General features: G+C 50.1%; 13 protein-coding genes. 2 read left to right on the forward strand and 11 right to left on the reverse strand.

Going from position 1 to position 16,583, the window contains the following annotated elements; all coding sequences use genetic code 11:
* Window positions 1-177 precede the first annotated feature (177 nt).
* On the forward strand, window positions 178-522 hold the full coding sequence (locus tag NWF31_RS12205) for a nucleotidyltransferase family protein (protein ID WP_258360784.1): 345 nt from the start codon (window positions 178-180) through the stop codon (window positions 520-522).
* Window positions 523-930 (forward strand): HEPN domain-containing protein, encoded by a 408-nt coding sequence (locus NWF31_RS12210; RefSeq protein ID WP_258360785.1) that lies wholly within the window; start codon window positions 523-525, stop codon window positions 928-930.
* An 86-nt stretch (window positions 931-1,016) separates the two neighbouring features.
* Here the strand turns inward: NWF31_RS12210 and NWF31_RS12215 are convergent, their stop codons facing one another.
* The 11 genes from NWF31_RS12215 to NWF31_RS12265 all read right to left on the reverse strand — a co-directional run bounded on the left by NWF31_RS12215 (window position 1,017) and on the right by NWF31_RS12265 (window position 16,497).
* A complete protein-coding gene (locus NWF31_RS12215) occupies window positions 1,017-1,637 on the reverse strand; it encodes a winged helix-turn-helix domain-containing protein (protein WP_258360786.1) in 621 nt (206 codons plus the stop codon).
* Between the two features lie 19 nt (window positions 1,638-1,656).
* Window positions 1,657-3,120: a BREX system Lon protease-like protein BrxL gene (gene brxL, locus NWF31_RS12220; RefSeq protein WP_258360787.1), complete on the reverse strand. Its 1,464-nt coding sequence runs from the start codon at window positions 3,118-3,120 to the stop codon at window positions 1,657-1,659.
* A 13-nt stretch (window positions 3,121-3,133) separates the two neighbouring features.
* Window positions 3,134-5,404 carry a BREX-4 system phosphatase PglZ gene (gene pglZ / locus NWF31_RS12225; protein ID WP_258360788.1) on the reverse strand — a complete coding sequence of 757 codons (2,271 nt, stop codon included), beginning with the start codon at window positions 5,402-5,404 and terminating at the stop codon, window positions 3,134-3,136.
* Window positions 5,405-5,428: 24 nt separating this feature from the next.
* A complete protein-coding gene (locus tag NWF31_RS12230) occupies window positions 5,429-8,911 on the reverse strand; it encodes a hypothetical protein (protein WP_258360789.1) in 3,483 nt (1,160 codons plus the stop codon).
* 211 nt (window positions 8,912-9,122) lie between these two features.
* A complete protein-coding gene (locus NWF31_RS12235; RefSeq protein ID WP_258360790.1) occupies window positions 9,123-10,877 on the reverse strand; it encodes a phosphoadenosine phosphosulfate reductase domain-containing protein in 1,755 nt (584 codons plus the stop codon).
* Window positions 10,878-10,974: 97 nt separating this feature from the next.
* Window positions 10,975-11,901 (reverse strand): transketolase family protein, encoded by a 927-nt coding sequence (locus tag NWF31_RS12240; protein WP_258360791.1) that lies wholly within the window; start codon window positions 11,899-11,901, stop codon window positions 10,975-10,977.
* A gap of 255 nt (window positions 11,902-12,156) precedes the next feature.
* Window positions 12,157-12,972 carry a transketolase gene (locus tag NWF31_RS12245; protein ID WP_258360792.1) on the reverse strand — a complete coding sequence of 272 codons (816 nt, stop codon included), beginning with the start codon at window positions 12,970-12,972 and terminating at the stop codon, window positions 12,157-12,159.
* Window positions 12,973-13,054: 82 nt separating this feature from the next.
* The gene (locus tag NWF31_RS12250; RefSeq protein WP_258360793.1) at window positions 13,055-13,897 is read right to left on the reverse strand and encodes a YitT family protein; all 843 of its coding nucleotides are present in this window, start codon (window positions 13,895-13,897) and stop codon (window positions 13,055-13,057) included.
* Between the two features lie 95 nt (window positions 13,898-13,992).
* Window positions 13,993-14,244, reverse strand: coding sequence for a 4Fe-4S dicluster domain-containing protein (locus NWF31_RS12255; RefSeq protein WP_258360794.1), 252 nt, complete (start codon window positions 14,242-14,244; stop codon window positions 13,993-13,995).
* Between the two features lie 147 nt (window positions 14,245-14,391).
* The gene (locus NWF31_RS12260) at window positions 14,392-15,063 is read right to left on the reverse strand and encodes a LexA family transcriptional regulator (RefSeq protein ID WP_258360795.1); all 672 of its coding nucleotides are present in this window, start codon (window positions 15,061-15,063) and stop codon (window positions 14,392-14,394) included.
* A gap of 42 nt (window positions 15,064-15,105) precedes the next feature.
* Complete coding sequence (locus NWF31_RS12265; protein ID WP_258360796.1) at window positions 15,106-16,497, reverse strand: radical SAM/SPASM domain-containing protein; 1,392 nt, start codon at window positions 16,495-16,497, stop codon at window positions 15,106-15,108.
* Between the last annotated feature and the right edge of the window lie 86 nt (window positions 16,498-16,583).

Raw genomic sequence — 16,583 nt, forward strand, 5'->3', positions numbered from 1 at the left:
CTATCGTTTCTGTATAAAAAGCCTTGTTGATTGGCTTTTTAGCCCGGCTGGTCTAAATTAGACAAAGATAAAGGCTTACGGCATAAAAGCTGGGATAGAATATATTCCTGGTATGATATAATTTATACATGGATGGCTTTAAGAGATAATCACTAGAGCTATCGGGGGTGAAGAGCGTTGCCTCTACTCAGGGAATTACGGCTATCTGCAGCTCAGAAACAAGCGCTTTCCCGGTTAAAAAAAGAATTGACAGAACGCTATCCGGTCACCAAAACCATGATTTTCGGATCAGTGGCCAGGGGAACAGCAGAAAAAGAATCCGACCTGGATGTCCTGGTTCTCACGAAGCGGCCTATGCGGCACAGGGAAAAGCACGAAATTTACGCTGTAGTCACAAAGATTAACCTGGCTTATGACTGCAATATCAGCGCCCTGATTGTTGATGAGCGTTCCTGGGAAACCGGCCTTTATTCCCTTTTACCTATAAAGGAAGAAGTGAACCGGGATGGGGTGGCGTTCTAGATGCAGGAAAACCGGGAAACACTGGCCAAATACTGGATGGATAAAGCCAGGCGCAGTTTAAATACGGCCCGGCGCGAGTTCGAAGAGAAAAATTATGATTTTTGCGCCAACCGTTTGTACTACGCCGCCTTTTATGCAGTAAGCGCTGTATTAATGCTGCAGGGCAAGTATTATAAAAAACACAGCGGCGTTAGGGCGGCGCTTCACCGTGATCTGGTTAAACCCGGGATCATACCCGAAGAATATGGCACGTTATACGACGCTTTGCTCCGGGACCGTGAAGAGATAGATTACATAGCTTTCGTTGAGCCTGACCCGGAGGTAATAAAAGAAGAAATCACTAAGGTTGAGGAATTACTAAACATCCTTGCCGATATTATGGTAACTATAAAGGGCAAGGATCAATAAAGCAAATGAGTGATAAAAAGAGCGTCTTTATATAGCAGGGTGACGTGCCAGGGATATATAGCTATATATAGCTTTTATGGCCAGGCCTATCTCCTTAAACGCTCTAGTTCTTCCCGGCCACGGGATGTTATTTCCCATATACCACGTGGTGAATCAGAGGCCAATAACCCCTCTTCTTTCATTTTATATCGACACCAGTTGGCATTTTTATGCCAGCGGATGTCTTTACCACTGGGAATGGGTTCGAGATCACTTGCCAAAAGTTGATCTTTGACCTTTTCATATACTAATTCGAGCACCTTTTTTCCGGGAGCTTCCCCACCCAGTTCGACTAGCGCTTCGAGAATTGGCAGACGATAAAATGCCTCCGGGGTCGTTTCTGCCCCTCTTTCCCCTGCTGGGAAAGGTGGGGGTAATTCTGGCGTATGAGGTGAAATATTAGCCCCGGCGACTTTTTTACTAAAAAGTACATCCCATTCCTGCCGTAATTTTTGGGCCGTTTTAAGGAAACCGCTGACCCTAATAATTTGCTCTCTTATTTCTTCAACTACTTTATAATCGCCAACATAGGCAGCTTGTCCCAATTTCCTGGGAAGAATATCCAGAATAAGTACATTAATATAGTTTTCTATTTCCTCGAGGAGAAGCTTTACATTAGACATAACATTATTATACTGTTCATCATTATGATACTGTTCCTCAGACACCGGGCATGCCTCCATTTATCTAACCTTTGATGCACTTTATGTCTGGTATGTTTTCCTGGTATTCCTGGTCCATTATATGAAGCTGTTTCCTGATAATGGCACGCATTTTGCAGGCAGGTTTCAGACAGTATTCTTCAAAATCGCTGGTTTCGACCTCTTTTAATAAAAGCACATGAGGGAATAAAAGCTTTAAAAAACCGGTAGCCAGCCTTTTTATAGCCTCACTATCCCTGGTATCAGCCCCTTTGGGTACTTCCAATAAATCATCAACTACGGCGCGGTACCGAATATCATCCCGCAAAGCATGAAGTATCTCTGAAAAGTATTCAACATTAAGCCCCCACCCCTCGGCTTTCATATTTTCGCGCATACGAGGGATATGCCAGCCTTTGATAAAGCCATGGAAACGGTCAATTAACGCAGATTCCTGAAATACTTGCGGCAGCTCGCGGAACATATTTTTATTTTCGTTCATAATTCCCTCGCTAATATTCCCCAGTAAAATGACACCAGCATCTCCTACATCACGGTGATCGCCGACCCTGTATTCACCGCTTTCTAAATATCCTTTCAATGCACCTCGTACTTCTTCCTCATCAGGAAAGCTAATACTCTGGATTTCATCTAAGGCGACATAATCATAGCGACTGACCAGGCCTACAGTACGACGGCTAATATCATAAAATAACCGCGCCCGACTTATGCTACCACCGCTTACCAGCCAGCCATATTTACTTATTTGAGAGAAAAGATAAGATTTACCTGTCCCCTTGGGAGCTAGCTCGATCAGATTTACCCTTTTTTCTACAAAAGGGAGTAACCGGCTGAGCATAATAAGTTTCTCCTGGAAATTAAGAAAACCTAAAGGGTTATAATCAATGGCCATTAGTATCAAATCTATCCACTCAGTAATATCAAATTCCTTCCTTGCTTCCTGGTAAAATTCAAGATCGACTTTGTAAGGCCGGAAAGGTTTAAAATCAACCATAAATACCCTGCCTTCTTCACCTCGCCCGGCTAATCCTTCCCGCCTCCATTCCAGTTCCACAATGCCCCATGTTTCCGTTGATGATAAAAGTGACTCCTTTTCTTCCCTTAAGACTCGATCGGTAATGATTGCTTCATATTTTCTGCTGGGAAATCCAAAATCTGGAAAACTGAATAATCCTTCGCCGGTTTTTACATCAAGCTCTACCCTAACCTTGGCCAAAAACCGAACCCTGCTGCCATCTTTAATCATGTCATTCTTTAATAATTCCCATTGATCACGGCGAGGTAAATACTGCTTTATATATTCATTAACTTCATCCATGTTTACATTTCCTTCTGAATCAGCAAAACGCATTACCAGCCAATCACGTAAAAAAGAAGGTATACCCAGCGATAAAAAGAACTTATTCCTCTGGGCACTTTTATACACCACTATATCACTGAATATGTCCTTTAACTTTTTGACAAAGTTATTATTAATATCTTCTACCAATGTTCAGTTCACCTCACAATCCCATATTTTCGTCTAGCATCAGGCCCTTGATGACCTTAAACCTTATCTCACCCAGGACACCATCCTCATATTCCAAAGCAGCCCTGTGTTCTCCTGTTTTTAAATTCTTGATGGAAATTGACCAGTTACCCGTCACTGTCTGGTTTCCCAAGAAATACATACCTGCAACTTTCAATTTTAAAATTCTAATTGGTTCTGATACCGTAACGATCATTTGTCCCTCACCATAGACATTAAGTTTTATAACCGGAGTCACCAGCTCAAACCCTGGTAATTGTGAAGTTTCTTTAGCTTTCCATATTCTAATTAACGGCACCAGGCATTCTTCCAGGGTGGCTCCCCCGTGTACTTCGCCTATAGCACCCCTGCCACCCTTAAATTTTTCATGAACAGCAGTAATAAGATTGCCATTTTCTACAATCGTAGTGCTGGGGTATTCAGTATCAGTATTACTACTATCTTTTAATTCCGCATAGCGGCCCCACCTATGTACTCTGGCGTCCTCCGGTATCTGAGAGCTGCCACCATAATAAGCAAACCTGGTAAGACCATGATCCGCAGTAATAATAACTTCTGTATACTGCCTTAAAAGCTGTACTGCCCTTTCGACCATGTTCTTAATTATATCTATTTCTTCGCTTAAAAAGCGCGGGAAACGATAGTTATATTTATGGGCGAGATCATCAAGTCGCCGTTCTACATCTTCTTCTTTTTCCCATCCTTTATTTAATTCTGTTGTAGTAGGAAGATAGGCCCTGGAAATGAAAACCTCTATTTTTACATTATCATAACGGTTATTTATTAAACCCCTGATCAGCCCGCACCATTCCAGGCCCATGCCGTCAACCCAGATCGTCTTTATGTCATCTTTACTGTATTTTTCCAGTAGACTACCCTGGGTGGCAAGAGACCATATTTTTTTCTCTTCAGCTGCCTTCCTTGCCATGTCCAAAAGCTCCGCCAGTGGTTTATCAAGTACTCGCGAAGTTACATAATGCCGGAAATAGGTGCTGATAAAATCGTCTTCAAACTGGCAGGGTGTCAGATAATAAGATAGCTCCGGATATGCGATCTCCAGGAAAGGCCACCAGGACTCTTTTGCTATGCCCTTTTGTATTAAATCCTGTACGACCAGAATTACATTTTCCTTTTCCTGCGTAGTTAATCCTGTTAAGGCTTTTATTTTTTCCAGGGGATCATTTAATGCATGGAAAGCCAGCCAGAAAGAGGAGGGCATTTCTTTTAATCTTAATCCTTCCAGGAGTGCCTTCCGTTCTTTGAGCAAATTTTCCTCTAATTTATATTTGAACACGCCGTTGGCAATGTTTTCTTCTATATGGCTGACACTGGTACTATCCTTTAAGGCCAGGTGCAAATATGTTCCTGGCGGTGCTTCAAGTTTGCTCCATAACCACAAAAGCCACTTTTCATTAGCCTCGAAGGTTTCCCAACGAGAATACAACTGCCAGGGATCAAATTTATTAACATTAAAAATACTGGCTGCAAGTTTACTAAATTCCTCTTGCTCTTCCCTTTCCTCGATCAGCCATCGCCACTGATTGTCCTCCCCCCACTCTAGGCAAGCATCTGTTATACCCGACAAATTTCCCCTGGCAAACTCGAAAGCGTTTTTATAAATCCTAACTTCAAAATTGCCTATTATACTGTTTAAATACGGGGCAAGCTGAGAAACCAGGTAGATATCGTCCCGACCACCTTTCTCCCAAACCTGCAAATATCTTTTGATGCCGGCAACAATCTTTCCGGCCTCACTCTTTAAACGAAAGGGAGCCGCCCGAACTTTAACCGCGCCTTCCCCCTTTAATACCCAGGCCGCCGGCAATAAACCCTGGCGGTAACGATCGATTTTTTCCATTTCATTGACGAAGATATCTTCAATCTCTAACAGGGGGATATAAACCCTGCTTTGACCAACATTTTCCAGGACTGCCAGCTCCCTTAAGATGGAACTTGAAGATGGTATTAAACGCAAACATTCAGACAAGGGTAAAATAAGGATTTTCTTTTTACCATTATCCTTTAGCTCTCTGATTAAAGAAGGTAAATAAGGAAACACATCCTGATCCTTGCAGAAAAAAGATAGCTCCAGGGTGGCATCTACTTCCAGCTTTAACCTGTCGATAATATCTTTCCAGGCGCTTAAACCTTTAACCAAGATAAAACGTACCGGGAAACGGGCTGGTTCCCGGACCTCATAACGTAAAACCCTGATGAGATCATCAACATTAGTAAACACAGCCATATTCTCACCCCTTTTTTGAATACTTTATGGCTGTAGTAAAAGATTGCCTACCAGGGGATCCTGAGCCAATTTTTTTAGCAACCCTTTAACCCGCTCCTCAGGCATAGCCTCAATCTTTGTCAGAACATATCTATAAGCCTTATGCTGGTAATAATTCTCCATCCAATTCCTGACAGCATTCTTAACCTCAGGAATACGGTGAGGCCAGGATAATACCTCCTGCCCAAGGGTGCTAAACAGGTGATTCTTTAACTCCTCCACAACGCCGTCTTCTTTAAGCAATTCGTTATACTCCCCGGCTACAGCGGCTATGAATTTCCTCTTTATGAACTGGTGATCTTTTAAAACTGTCAGCCCCTCAGCATGAACTTGCAGGAATTCCAAGGCTTGCTGCAATTCTGCTACGGGTTTTGTTTCCGCCCGATGCACCAGTTCCAGCAAGCGTCTGTAATTCTGGTCATTTAGGACCCAATAAATAGGTATTTTATTTTTCTTACTCCAGGCATCCGGCGATTCACACCCGGTTATTTCTTCCCATTTAGCTTTCAATTCCCGGTATAGTTTACGCCTGCCCAGGGAATCAAGCTGGCTCCGGACGGTACTAAGTATAACGTCGAGATTAGCCTGCTGCCTTAAATCCGGTAAACCATTGTAGATTTCTTCTGCCTCTTGCGGGGTTATTTCCTGGCTGGGACTACTACGTTTAATCCAGGTCATCAGAGCTTCCTTTTGGCAATTGATAGCCTGCCGTACCTCTTCTTTTGTATCTTTAAGCTGTCGAGCCAGCTCCAGCTTGGAGTGATAACCCTTACCACGGCAGGATACCAGTTCTTTTAACTCATGAATAATTCTTTTTGCCGGTTCCGGCGCAGCTTCCTCAATAATACTCAGCGGTAATTTACCGGCTTTTTTTAACCACTCCTGGGAAAAATAATCAACAGCCTCCTCCAGTTGTTTACTCTGAGCGGCACAAAGTTGATTTAAGGCATTAACAAGTTCCAGCTCCGCATATAATTCCGGCAGGCGTTCTTCTACTTTAGCTTTATCCCAGAGCCAGATTTCTTCGTTCATCATGAGTTTGAGCCTGTGCATCAGGGAAGGGAAATCCATCTTTAATTCTTCCATGACTCTTGGCAGGTCAGGTATTTTAGCGGCAATAAAATTATTCATCCCGGCGACAAATTTGCCTTTTTGCAGCATTTCTTTTAAAATCTGTCTCGCCTTGGTTAGGGCTCCCACCACTGCTTTCAATTGTTCCCCGCTTAAATCAGGCGTTCCTGCTGTGGAAACACTTAGGATGGCCTGCAATTCACTTATGGCGTCATTGATAGCACTATCGTTATCTGGAACGGGTGCAGGTATATATAAGAGTGACCAGATGGGGTAACCCATTTTAGTGAAATAATTGCACAGGGCTTTCCTGGCTTCTTCAGGATAGCTGGCCATTTCAGGAAGCAGGTTAAATATTTCTTGAAGGAGTTGACAGAACTGCTCCCCTTCGGGAGAAACCCTGCGAATTTCATATTCCTGGCTGCTTTTCTTCTCTTTCATTGTGTTTTCGATCAGTTCAGCCATTTTATTGGGGTTTAAAGAAAAACAGTTGGGACCGTCGTACCAGTAATACCCCTGTACATAGTCGCGGAGTAATACCCCCATCAGGGTGATAGCGATAGGAGAAGGTAGCAGGCCGTAGGGCGGCGCCTGCAGGCGCTGCCAGATCTCACTCATGTTTACACTCTCTTTCTGCGTGAAGAAATTATCGACTTCCTGCTTAGCCCGGCTTAAAGGGTGTTCTGGGTATCTCTGAAATCCGTCGCCGCTCCAGAAACCCTGTTTCTTAAGTTCATTTACTAGCGAAGTATAAGGTTCATAAGGAGTTTTTATGCCCAAACCGACCTCAGCGCCGACCTTGCCAAACCTTTCATCATAGAGGGTATTGACTACAGATAATTGTTCGGGACCACAGGGATATATCCTTTCCACCAGCATCCTAAAATAGTCTTCGTAACTCGACTGAGCAGTTATCTCCATTACTTGCCCGCCAAAATAGGCCTTATGTTTTACCAGCGTTACAATAGATAACCATCTCTGGACTAAACCCTCGAGCTGCTGGCTGTAAAATTTGGCGTTCTCCATATCGCGCATATCCAGGCAGTACCTCTGGCGGGCTTTCTTATCAATCCAATCCTCCCATCTTTTTAACATAAAGGGGGCCTGGATAACTATATAAGCTGTGCGTTCTGTTTCCTTTGCCAGGGTGGCACTCAGGGTTTCAGCTTCCTGCATCTGTTCTTCTTCCTGGACCACCACCAGCACATTGCCTATTTCATAGGGTTTAAGATCCGGCTGTACCCTCGCCCGTTTGAATTTCAAATCCTTTACAGAAACGATATTCAGTACCTGCCTGCGACGGGCCGCTCCGTGAAGGGTAAAGATCTTCAATAGCTGGCTGCCTATCTCGCCATTGTTGCCAATAACCCTTTCAAAGGGTGAAGTTACCAGAACCTGTTTTTTGAAATCATCCAGTTTCCTTTCGTCAATATTTACCAGAGGAAGGGTATATTCTTCTTCCGAGCCGCTGAACAGGGAATGGATTAACTCCTTAACCCGGAGTTTATGGACAATTTCGTTAAGCCTCTCAGCCACCGGAGTAGCAGTGAAAGTAATTTCTAAATTTGTGCGCAGGGGCCGCAATAACCGACTTCCTTCCGGCATTTGCCGCCATAAAGCGATTAGAAGCATTAACACCTTGAAAACTCTTTGTTCATCTTCATTTTCTATTTGTTCACAGCGGGAACGATAATAGCCGATAATGTCCCGGATACGCTCCGTCAGTTCCGGGTTGTCGTCCCGAAAGAAATAATCCCACAGGATGTCGGCGGTAAACCAGTACCATTCATGCCGGGGATAATTCTTGAGAAAGCAGTTAAACGAGTACTCGTCCTCTTCCTTTAAGAACTTGAAAAGAGTGCGCTGGCTGGAGCTAAACTGCCGGGTGATTGTGGCCAGCAAATATGCAGCATAAGGATGCACGGGAATTAGTCCCTTGAAATCATCCTTACGACCTTCATCACCCAGGAGACGGATGGTTGTTTTTTCTACCCGGCTCCACAGGCTTTCCTTCCTGATGTCCCATTGCCCTTGCACATCCTTTTTTACATCAATAGCATTGGCCATTAACTGGTAAGCGGTCACCGGCGCCATTTCCAAATGAAAGTTATGGAAGCGTTCTAAAAGCTTCTTGCGCGTCTGCTCATCTAGACGCTGAAAATGTTCTGGCGAGCGGTGGGTAATAAGGAAGAGATAAAAAGGAAATTCTCCTGTAGCCTGGGCCAGTTCCTGCAGGGAGGTTACCGCGACATTATGGATAAAGAAATCGGTAAATTCATCCCACATGAAGATAATGCCCGCCAGGTTGTTCTGCTGGATGACCTCTTTTATCCAGTCTTTGACCTTCTGCGGGTTATCCATGACAGTAAAGCCCTCTTCTTCCAGAACCCGGGCCACCCTCTCTATGAGTTCGACGTCGACATTGCCGCCTGCCTGCAGCCTGGCTACAACTTCCTCCGGGGAAGCAAAATCCAGGAATCTTCCCCTGTGTTTGGCGAAAGCCTTGGGCCAGACAAAGGTACTTTGCGGGTCGGACAGTTTTTGTAAAATGGCTTCCTTTATGGTGAAGCCAGCTAACTTCGTATATCCCTTTTGCCTGAGGCTATCTTTAATCGCCTCCTGAATTTAACTTTGCCCCCAGGGGCATCATCCTATTACCTTCCAGGATTTCCGCCTCCCGCAGCCACACCCGCATGGCCTCAAACTGCCGGTTGCCCAGGGTATGCGATTGCCACCAGTTTCCCGGGTCGCGGAAATACTCCTCCAGCCATGCCTTCCTCATGCCAAAATGCTGGTACCTGTTCAAGCCCTTCACGCCGTTACCTCCTCTGCTGATGCTCAGGGAGCGGGCCGCCAGGCAGCCCTTTCCGGTAAAGGAAAGGCAGTTCCCGCAGTGGCTGCATTTTCCAGCGTCGATACGGACAGCATCGGCTATCTGCAGGGCACCGGCGGGGCACTCCACTTCGCACCCCCGGCAGTGGTTACAGCAGGCCGCTTTATTGGCCACGGCCCGCAGGCGGCTCAGGAAAAAGCGGTCCGCCCGGTGGATGCCCTCGATCCTAACGGCCACACCTTTACCGTTTCGCTCCAGCCGGAAAGGGTAGTCAATACCGTTCGCGGCCAGCCGGCCCCGGTCGGGCCCCTCCCGGATTACGGCCCCCAGGGCCTGGGCCCACTCCAGCCATTCTTCCCGCGGCTGGCGGAGGAAAAAGGTTATCCCCCTGTCCTCAATGTTTTCCAGCACCCCGGTGCCACCGTTTTCCAGGCCGCGGCCGCCGGCGCGCCCCTTCCAGCCGCCCTCAGCAACGAATTTTTCCATCTCTCTGGGGCTGATATTCTTTTGGCTGGCATAATCACTGATAATTTTTATAAATTTATCTACATCATTTCGATAAGTTAAATATGATATTGAATCCCACCACCTAGAAGCCATAGGGCAGACGGCACAACCCACCCGGGCCAGGCCGTAACGGTAGGCTTTATTGAAAAAAATATTCCTCTTAAAAAGGTAAAGAAATACTTCCGCCGCGTTCCATTGGACGAGGGGGCTGGCGTTGATCTGGGTGTTATGCTTGCTCCCCTCCGACACGATGTCATAGCGGGAACGGATCTGGCTTTCTTCCCACCTGACGCCGTCAAAGACCAGCACCCGCAGGGAACTCCTGCCAGCCAGCTCCCGCAGCAGCAAGAGGGTAGGGGCTGATTTATGGACGGTACAGCACCAGCGGTGGATGCGGCTGGGCGGGCCAAATTCCCGCCAGGTAGTCCGGGCGTCTTTAGCCGCGCGGGCCGTATAAAAAACAAGGTGGGGCCAGCGCTGCCGGGCCCGCGCCACAGATTCATAAGTGGCGCTTATCTCCATGGTGGTATCGCTAAATACTACCACAAATTCATCGGGCGAGAGAGCCCTCTGCACCAGGTCCAGAAGGACCAGGGAATCCTTGCCACCACTAAAAGCGACAGTTATAGCATCTACCCGGTTCCGGTACTTCTCCAGGGTTGAGCGGATAAACACAATTGCCCGGTGTTCCATCCCCCGCAGCAGGGTACTATTCCTGGCCAGCATCTCTTGAATCGCTACCGGTTCCAGGTGTAAATCTTTTACGTAGAACTCTATTTGCGGGGGTTGGAAAAAACCGCCTCCTTTCGCCTCGCCCACCAGTTCACCCCGGTAAAAGTAACGCCGGCCCGGAGTGGCCCAGAGCAGGGGTTCTTCCTGGCGGGGATAGGACCAATAACGGTCGAATCCCAGCAGATCAAGTTCTTCAAAAAAAACAGGGCGCACTTCCCCCCGCAGGCCGTCCATACTGGGTTCGGTAAGTAAAATGCCGCCCGTTTCTTTATCCCATAAGATGTCATACATGGTTTCCACTCCAACCGGAGTCTCTTCTCTCCCAATTTTGCTATATTTAGTATCCTAACTGGTATTATAGCACATTTTACAATACAGGTACCAAGTTTTAACCCTTCAGCCGCCGTACCGCCGCAGCGATGTCCTTTGCCGTCAGGCCGTATTTGGCCATCAGCTCGTCGGGTTTGCCGGACTCGCCGAAGGTGTCGCGGATGCCGACCATGGCCATGGGGACGGGTTTTTCCGTGGCCAGGACCCCGGCCACGGCGCTGCCCAGGCCGCCGGTGACCGTATGTTCTTCGGCCGTCACCACCGCTCCCGTCCCCGCCGCTTTAAGTACCGCCTCCCGGTCCAGGGGCTTGATGGTGCTCATATTGACGATCATGACGTCTATTCCTTCCGCCGCTAGCTCTTCCGCTGCCTTCAAGGCTTCGTGGACCATGACGCCGCAGGCGATGACGGCCGCATCTTTTCCTTCCTTCAGGATATGGGCGCGGCCGATCTGGAATTGGTAATCTTCACCGTATATCACCGGTACGGCCGGCCGGCCGAGGCGCAGGTATACCGGCCCCTCATGCTCGGCGGCGGCAAAAACGGCCTGCCGGGCTTCCGTAGCGTCGGCCGGGACGATGACCGTCATATTGGGTATGATGCGCATGAGGGCGATGTCTTCGATGGCCTGGTGGGAAGCCCCGTCTTCGCCTACCGTGAGGCCGGCGTGGGTGGCGGCAATCTTAACATTTACCCTGGGGTAGGCTATGCCGTTGCGCACCTGGTCGAAGGCCCGGCCGGTGGCAAAGACGGCAAAGGTGCTGGCGAAGGGAATCTTGCCGCTCAAAGCCAGCCCTGCGGCCGTGCCCATAAGGCTTTGTTCGGCAATGCCCATGTTGAAGAAACGCGTGGGAAATTCTTTGGCGAAGTAGGCCGTCATGGTGGACTTGGACAGGTCGGCGTCTAAAACCACCACCTGTTCGTACTGCCGCCCCAGCTCCACCAGGGCCCTGCCGTAGGCTTCCCGCGTCGCAATCTTGGTCATATATATCTTCCTCCGTAAAATGCTATAAAATAGCGTTCCCTGGTTGATTTGTACTTTGTTCTTTGGGGCTGGAGGATGCAGGCTCCGGGGGGTCTCGGCTGGCAAACTTAGCGCTCTACCTTGCCCGGCGGCGGGGTGGCTAAACGCTGAGTCTCTGAAGCCTCGAACCAAGTCGCCCTCCACCTGTATCCTCCAGCGCTTTGTTCAGCCTGCATTTTCATAGTTCGCCGGCAAGTATTAGCACTGGGGGCAGCGTTATGCCAGCTCGGCCAGGGCTTTTTCTACTTCGTCGGGCTTGGGGGCCTTGCCGTGCCATCCGGCCTCGTTTTCCATGAAGCTAACCCCTTTACCCTTGATGGTTTCGGCGATAATTACCGCCGGTTTGCCCTTCACTTCCCGCGCCCATTCAAAAGCGGCCAGGATCTGGCCGAAATCGTGACCGTCAATGGTCTTTGTTTCCCAGCCAAAGGCGCGGAACTTGTCGCCCACTGGTTCCGGGGACATCACGTCTTCAACGCGGCCGTCGATTTGCAGGTGATTGTGATCGACTATAGCCGTCAGGTTATCCAGGTGATAGTGGGCGGCGGCCATAGCCCCTTCCCAGACCATGCCTTCTTGCAGCTCGCCGTCGCCCAGGAGGACGTAGACGTGGTAATCCCGCCGGTCCAGGCGACCGGCCAGGGCCATGCCGTTGGCTACGGCCAGTCCCTGTCCCAGGGAGCCGGTGGAAACCTCCACACCCGGCAGGGACTTGCGGTCCGGGTGGCCCTGCAGGGGGCTTCCCAGCCGGCGCAGGGTTAAGAGCATGTCTACCGGGAAAAACCCCCTTTCCGCCAGGGCAGCGTAAAGGACCGGGGCGGCATGGCCCTTGGAAAGGACAAACCGGTCCCGCTCCGGCCAGTCCGGCCGGGCCGGGTCCAGGCGCATGACTTTAAAATAGAGGGCCGTCACGATTTCTACCGCCGATAAAGATCCTCCCGGGTGGCCGGAACCGGCGGCGCCTACCATCCTGATAATGTGCTGTCGCAGCCGCCGCGCCGTTGATGTCAACTCCTGATAATCATTAAGCAAAGGCTTTTATCCCTCCTGCGTAGATTGAGGACAGGGAATAACCGGCGGGAAGCGCCAACCGCCGGTTATTCCTGCGGCGCCGTTACCCGCGCCACTGGCGAAATCCTTCCCCCAGGACTTCATGGACATTGCTGACTATGACAAAGGCCTGGGGGTCTATGGCCGCTACCAGGTTTTTCAAGCGGCTGACCTCGGAGCGCTGCACCACTACCAGCAAAACCTCCCGCTCCTTGCCCGTATAAAGGCCGCGGCCAGCAAGCCCGGTTACGCCGCGGTCCAGCTCCTCCATTACCTGCCGGGCTATGGTTTCGGCATGATCGGAAATAATAATCGCCGCCCTGGCATAACCGCCGCCCTCCTGGATGGCATCAATGGCCCGGCTGGTTAAAATCAAAGCCAGGAGGGCATAAAGGGCCAGCTCGACATTAAAGGTGAGGCCCGCCAGGCTGATTACCAGGGCGTCTACCAGGAGCAGCCCCACCCCCGAACTTATATGCAGAAAATGCTTAAAGAGCAGGGCTGCCAGGTCGGTACCGCCGGTGCTCCCGCCGGAGCGAAAAACAATTCCTAGTCCCACACCGCCCATAAGGCCGCCGTAAATGGAGGCCAGCAGGGCATTGGCCGTGGGCGCATGCAGCCGCAGGGCAAGGGCGTCGGTAAAAACAGAAAGCATAATGGTACCGTAGAGGGTCTTGAGGCCGAAGTTCCAGCCCAGGACTTTTAGCCCTGCCAGGAAAAGGGGAATATTGAGACCCAGCATGGTCAGCCCCACGGGCCAGCCAATGACATAATGGAGAACTGTAGCCAGGCCGCTGACGCCGCCGGCGGCAATTTTATTGGGAACCAGGAAAAGCACCAGTCCCAGGGCGGTAATTAAAGCACCAATGGTAATGCCGAGATAGTCAAGCCATTCCTTGCGCCGCAATGGAATTTACCCCCTGGAACGTTATTACTTTTCGCCAGGAAAAGCCATTTTCCTCCCCGGCAACAGCAAATTCGCCTCAACTTACCCCTCTTTGTTTAATCCTCCCAGGTTATAGCCCCGGCCGGGCAGACCTCCTGGCAGCAGCCGCAAAGATCACAGTCAGCTGTTATCCGGAAAAAAGCGGCCGGATCTTCCACGGAACCTTTCACAGCCCCGCCGGCATCCCTTTCCCGGGGACCACTGGTGCTATTATCACGGGGCAGTCCATCTTCCACAATGGCCTGCCGGGGACAAACGACCGTGCAGTCGCCGCAGGCAATGCAGGCATTGGTTATCCTGTAAGGCATGGCAATACCCCCGCTTTTTACCTCCATTGTTCACCTTTATAAAAGACATTATTCAATCACGGCTGTTCTTATATATGGCAATCGGGAGCTATGTATTACCCCACTTTATTTAAAAAGCCCGGGCTGTTACAGCTCCGGGCTTAACTTTTAACCGGCCCGTTCCAGGGCTTCATGGAGAAAGTCTACCAGTAGTTTATGCTCGCCGCCGGTTAAATTTTCGATTTGCTCCTGGAGGTAGCTCAAATAACCGGCCAGCTGCCCGGCCAGTTTCCCCTGGGGCAGCATATTGGCGGCCAGGCCCCAGCCCGTACCCGTTGCCAGGAGCAGGCCGGCTTCCGGTCGCGGCGCTTTCGTAAGGGCGTTACGGACCAGCTGCAGGGCCTTTTCCCCCAGGGATTTCAAATACACCAGCAGGATAGTCAAGATATAAGCGCTGGTAATTACCGGATGGGCCTTGCCGGGCATCTCTTCCAATAATTCCCGCGCTACCCGACCGGCCTCCCGGGGTAAAATGTTGCTTAAGGTTTCCAGCAGCCTGGAACGGACCTGCTGCCAGTCGAGGGCAAAGGTAGGATGAATTTCGGCCAGGTCAGTAGGTACAAACATAATCATGGAACGACCCGGTGTTTTTTCATTGCTATTAACGACATACTGCCGTTCCAGGAAACCTTCCTTCTCCAGCTCCAGCAGGACGTCATAAGCCGTCCATTTGCTGACCTGCAGGTCTTCGGCAACGGTAATATAATGAACTGGCTCCCCGGTTTCCTGGTAGATGGCCTTTATCCTTTCCAGGAACTGGGACCTACGTCTGGTAAGCATAGGCGTCCCTCTCCCATCACTTGCTACCCCCAGCATATCCTTTTATTTACCGGCTGTCAATTCTTTTTCTTCTTCCATCGGATGGCGCTCCCGCCATATTTTATCGGCTACTGCGGCCCAGCGGGCGGCATTGGCGTCCAGGAAGGCGCCTATGGGCCCGCTCAAGACCGTTTCCGCTCCCCGGTGGGTGGGCCTGGCCCCTGTGGTGGCAACGATTTCCCTCAAAGCTCCGGGAACGTCAATTAAGGGGCAGGGGCGCAGTAAATTATCGCTGAAGGGCTGGCGCTGCTGGTAGGCCCGGAAGAGGGGCGACTGGAGCACCTCCATAAAACTCTTCTCTTTGATGTTATCCAGGGAGAAATGGATGAAGGCGCAGGGTTCTACGTCCCCGCTGGCTGTAATGTGGAAGTAGCGGCGGCCGCCGGCGATGCAGCCCAGTGTCAGTTCGCCGTCATTCCAGAAATCGGCCAGCTGCAGGCCTTTGTGATTGCGAATATAGGCCACGCGCTCCACCAGGTAGGCCCGCTGCTCGGGGGTGATCATTAACCCGGGATTGGGTTCCCGGCCGATGGGAATATAATGGAAACTCCAGCCGTAAACAACACCCTTCTCCAGCAGGAAGTCGATAAAGGCATCGCTGGTCACTTCTTCAACGTTTTCCCGGGTAATAGTCAGGGAAACGCCGAAAACCAGGCCCCGTTCCCTTAAGGCGTCCATGGCCTTCATAACCCGGTCAAAGACGCCTCTTCCCCTACGGGCGTCGGTGCGTTCCCGCCAGCCTTCCAGGCTGATGGCCGGCGTGATGTTGCCAACTTCCACCAGGCGATCGGCGACAGCCTCATCAATCAGGGTGCCGTTGGTGTAAAGCATGAAGGCCATATCCGGGTGCCTTGCTGCCAGTTCAAAGAGGTGGGGCCAGCGGAATGGTTCGCCGCCGGACATGGCCATCCAGTAGATGCCCACTTCTTTGCCTTCCCGGCAGAGGCGGTCCACCAGGTCCAGTTCCAGGCTGTCATGGTGGGCATATTCTCCGGCCCAGCAGCCGTGGCAGCGCAGGTTACAGTCGCTGGTAGGATCCAGGAGGATAAAGTTGGGAATATGGACCCCCGTCTCCTTTTCTACCTGCTGCTGGCGGGGGATACCCAGGAGCATAGCGTTGACGAACCAGTTGTAAATGAGGCGCTCCTTGACGTTGGGGTGCAGGTTGAAAAGGCGGTTCACATAGGCATGAATGCTGGGATTTTGCCGGTAAGCCTCCAGGACTTTGGCGATCTGCTGCTTATGTACCTCTTTCCGGGCCAGCATCCGGGCCACCTGCAACAGACGGGGGAAGTTCTCTTCTGGATTTTTTTCCATATAACCAAACGCTTCCCGTAAAACCTTCTCGGCCACATATCTCTTGGCCAGTTCCAGGTTGGCACGCACGGCAGCCATTTTGCAACCTCTCTCCTTTCCTGATATGATTTCCTATAGCAGTACCCAAAAACCTAATTATTATACCCAAAAGACCCAAATTACCC

The organism is Neomoorella sulfitireducens (assembly GCF_024733845.1).
Taxonomy (GTDB): domain Bacteria; phylum Bacillota; class DSM-521; order Neomoorellales; family Neomoorellaceae; genus Neomoorella; species Neomoorella sulfitireducens.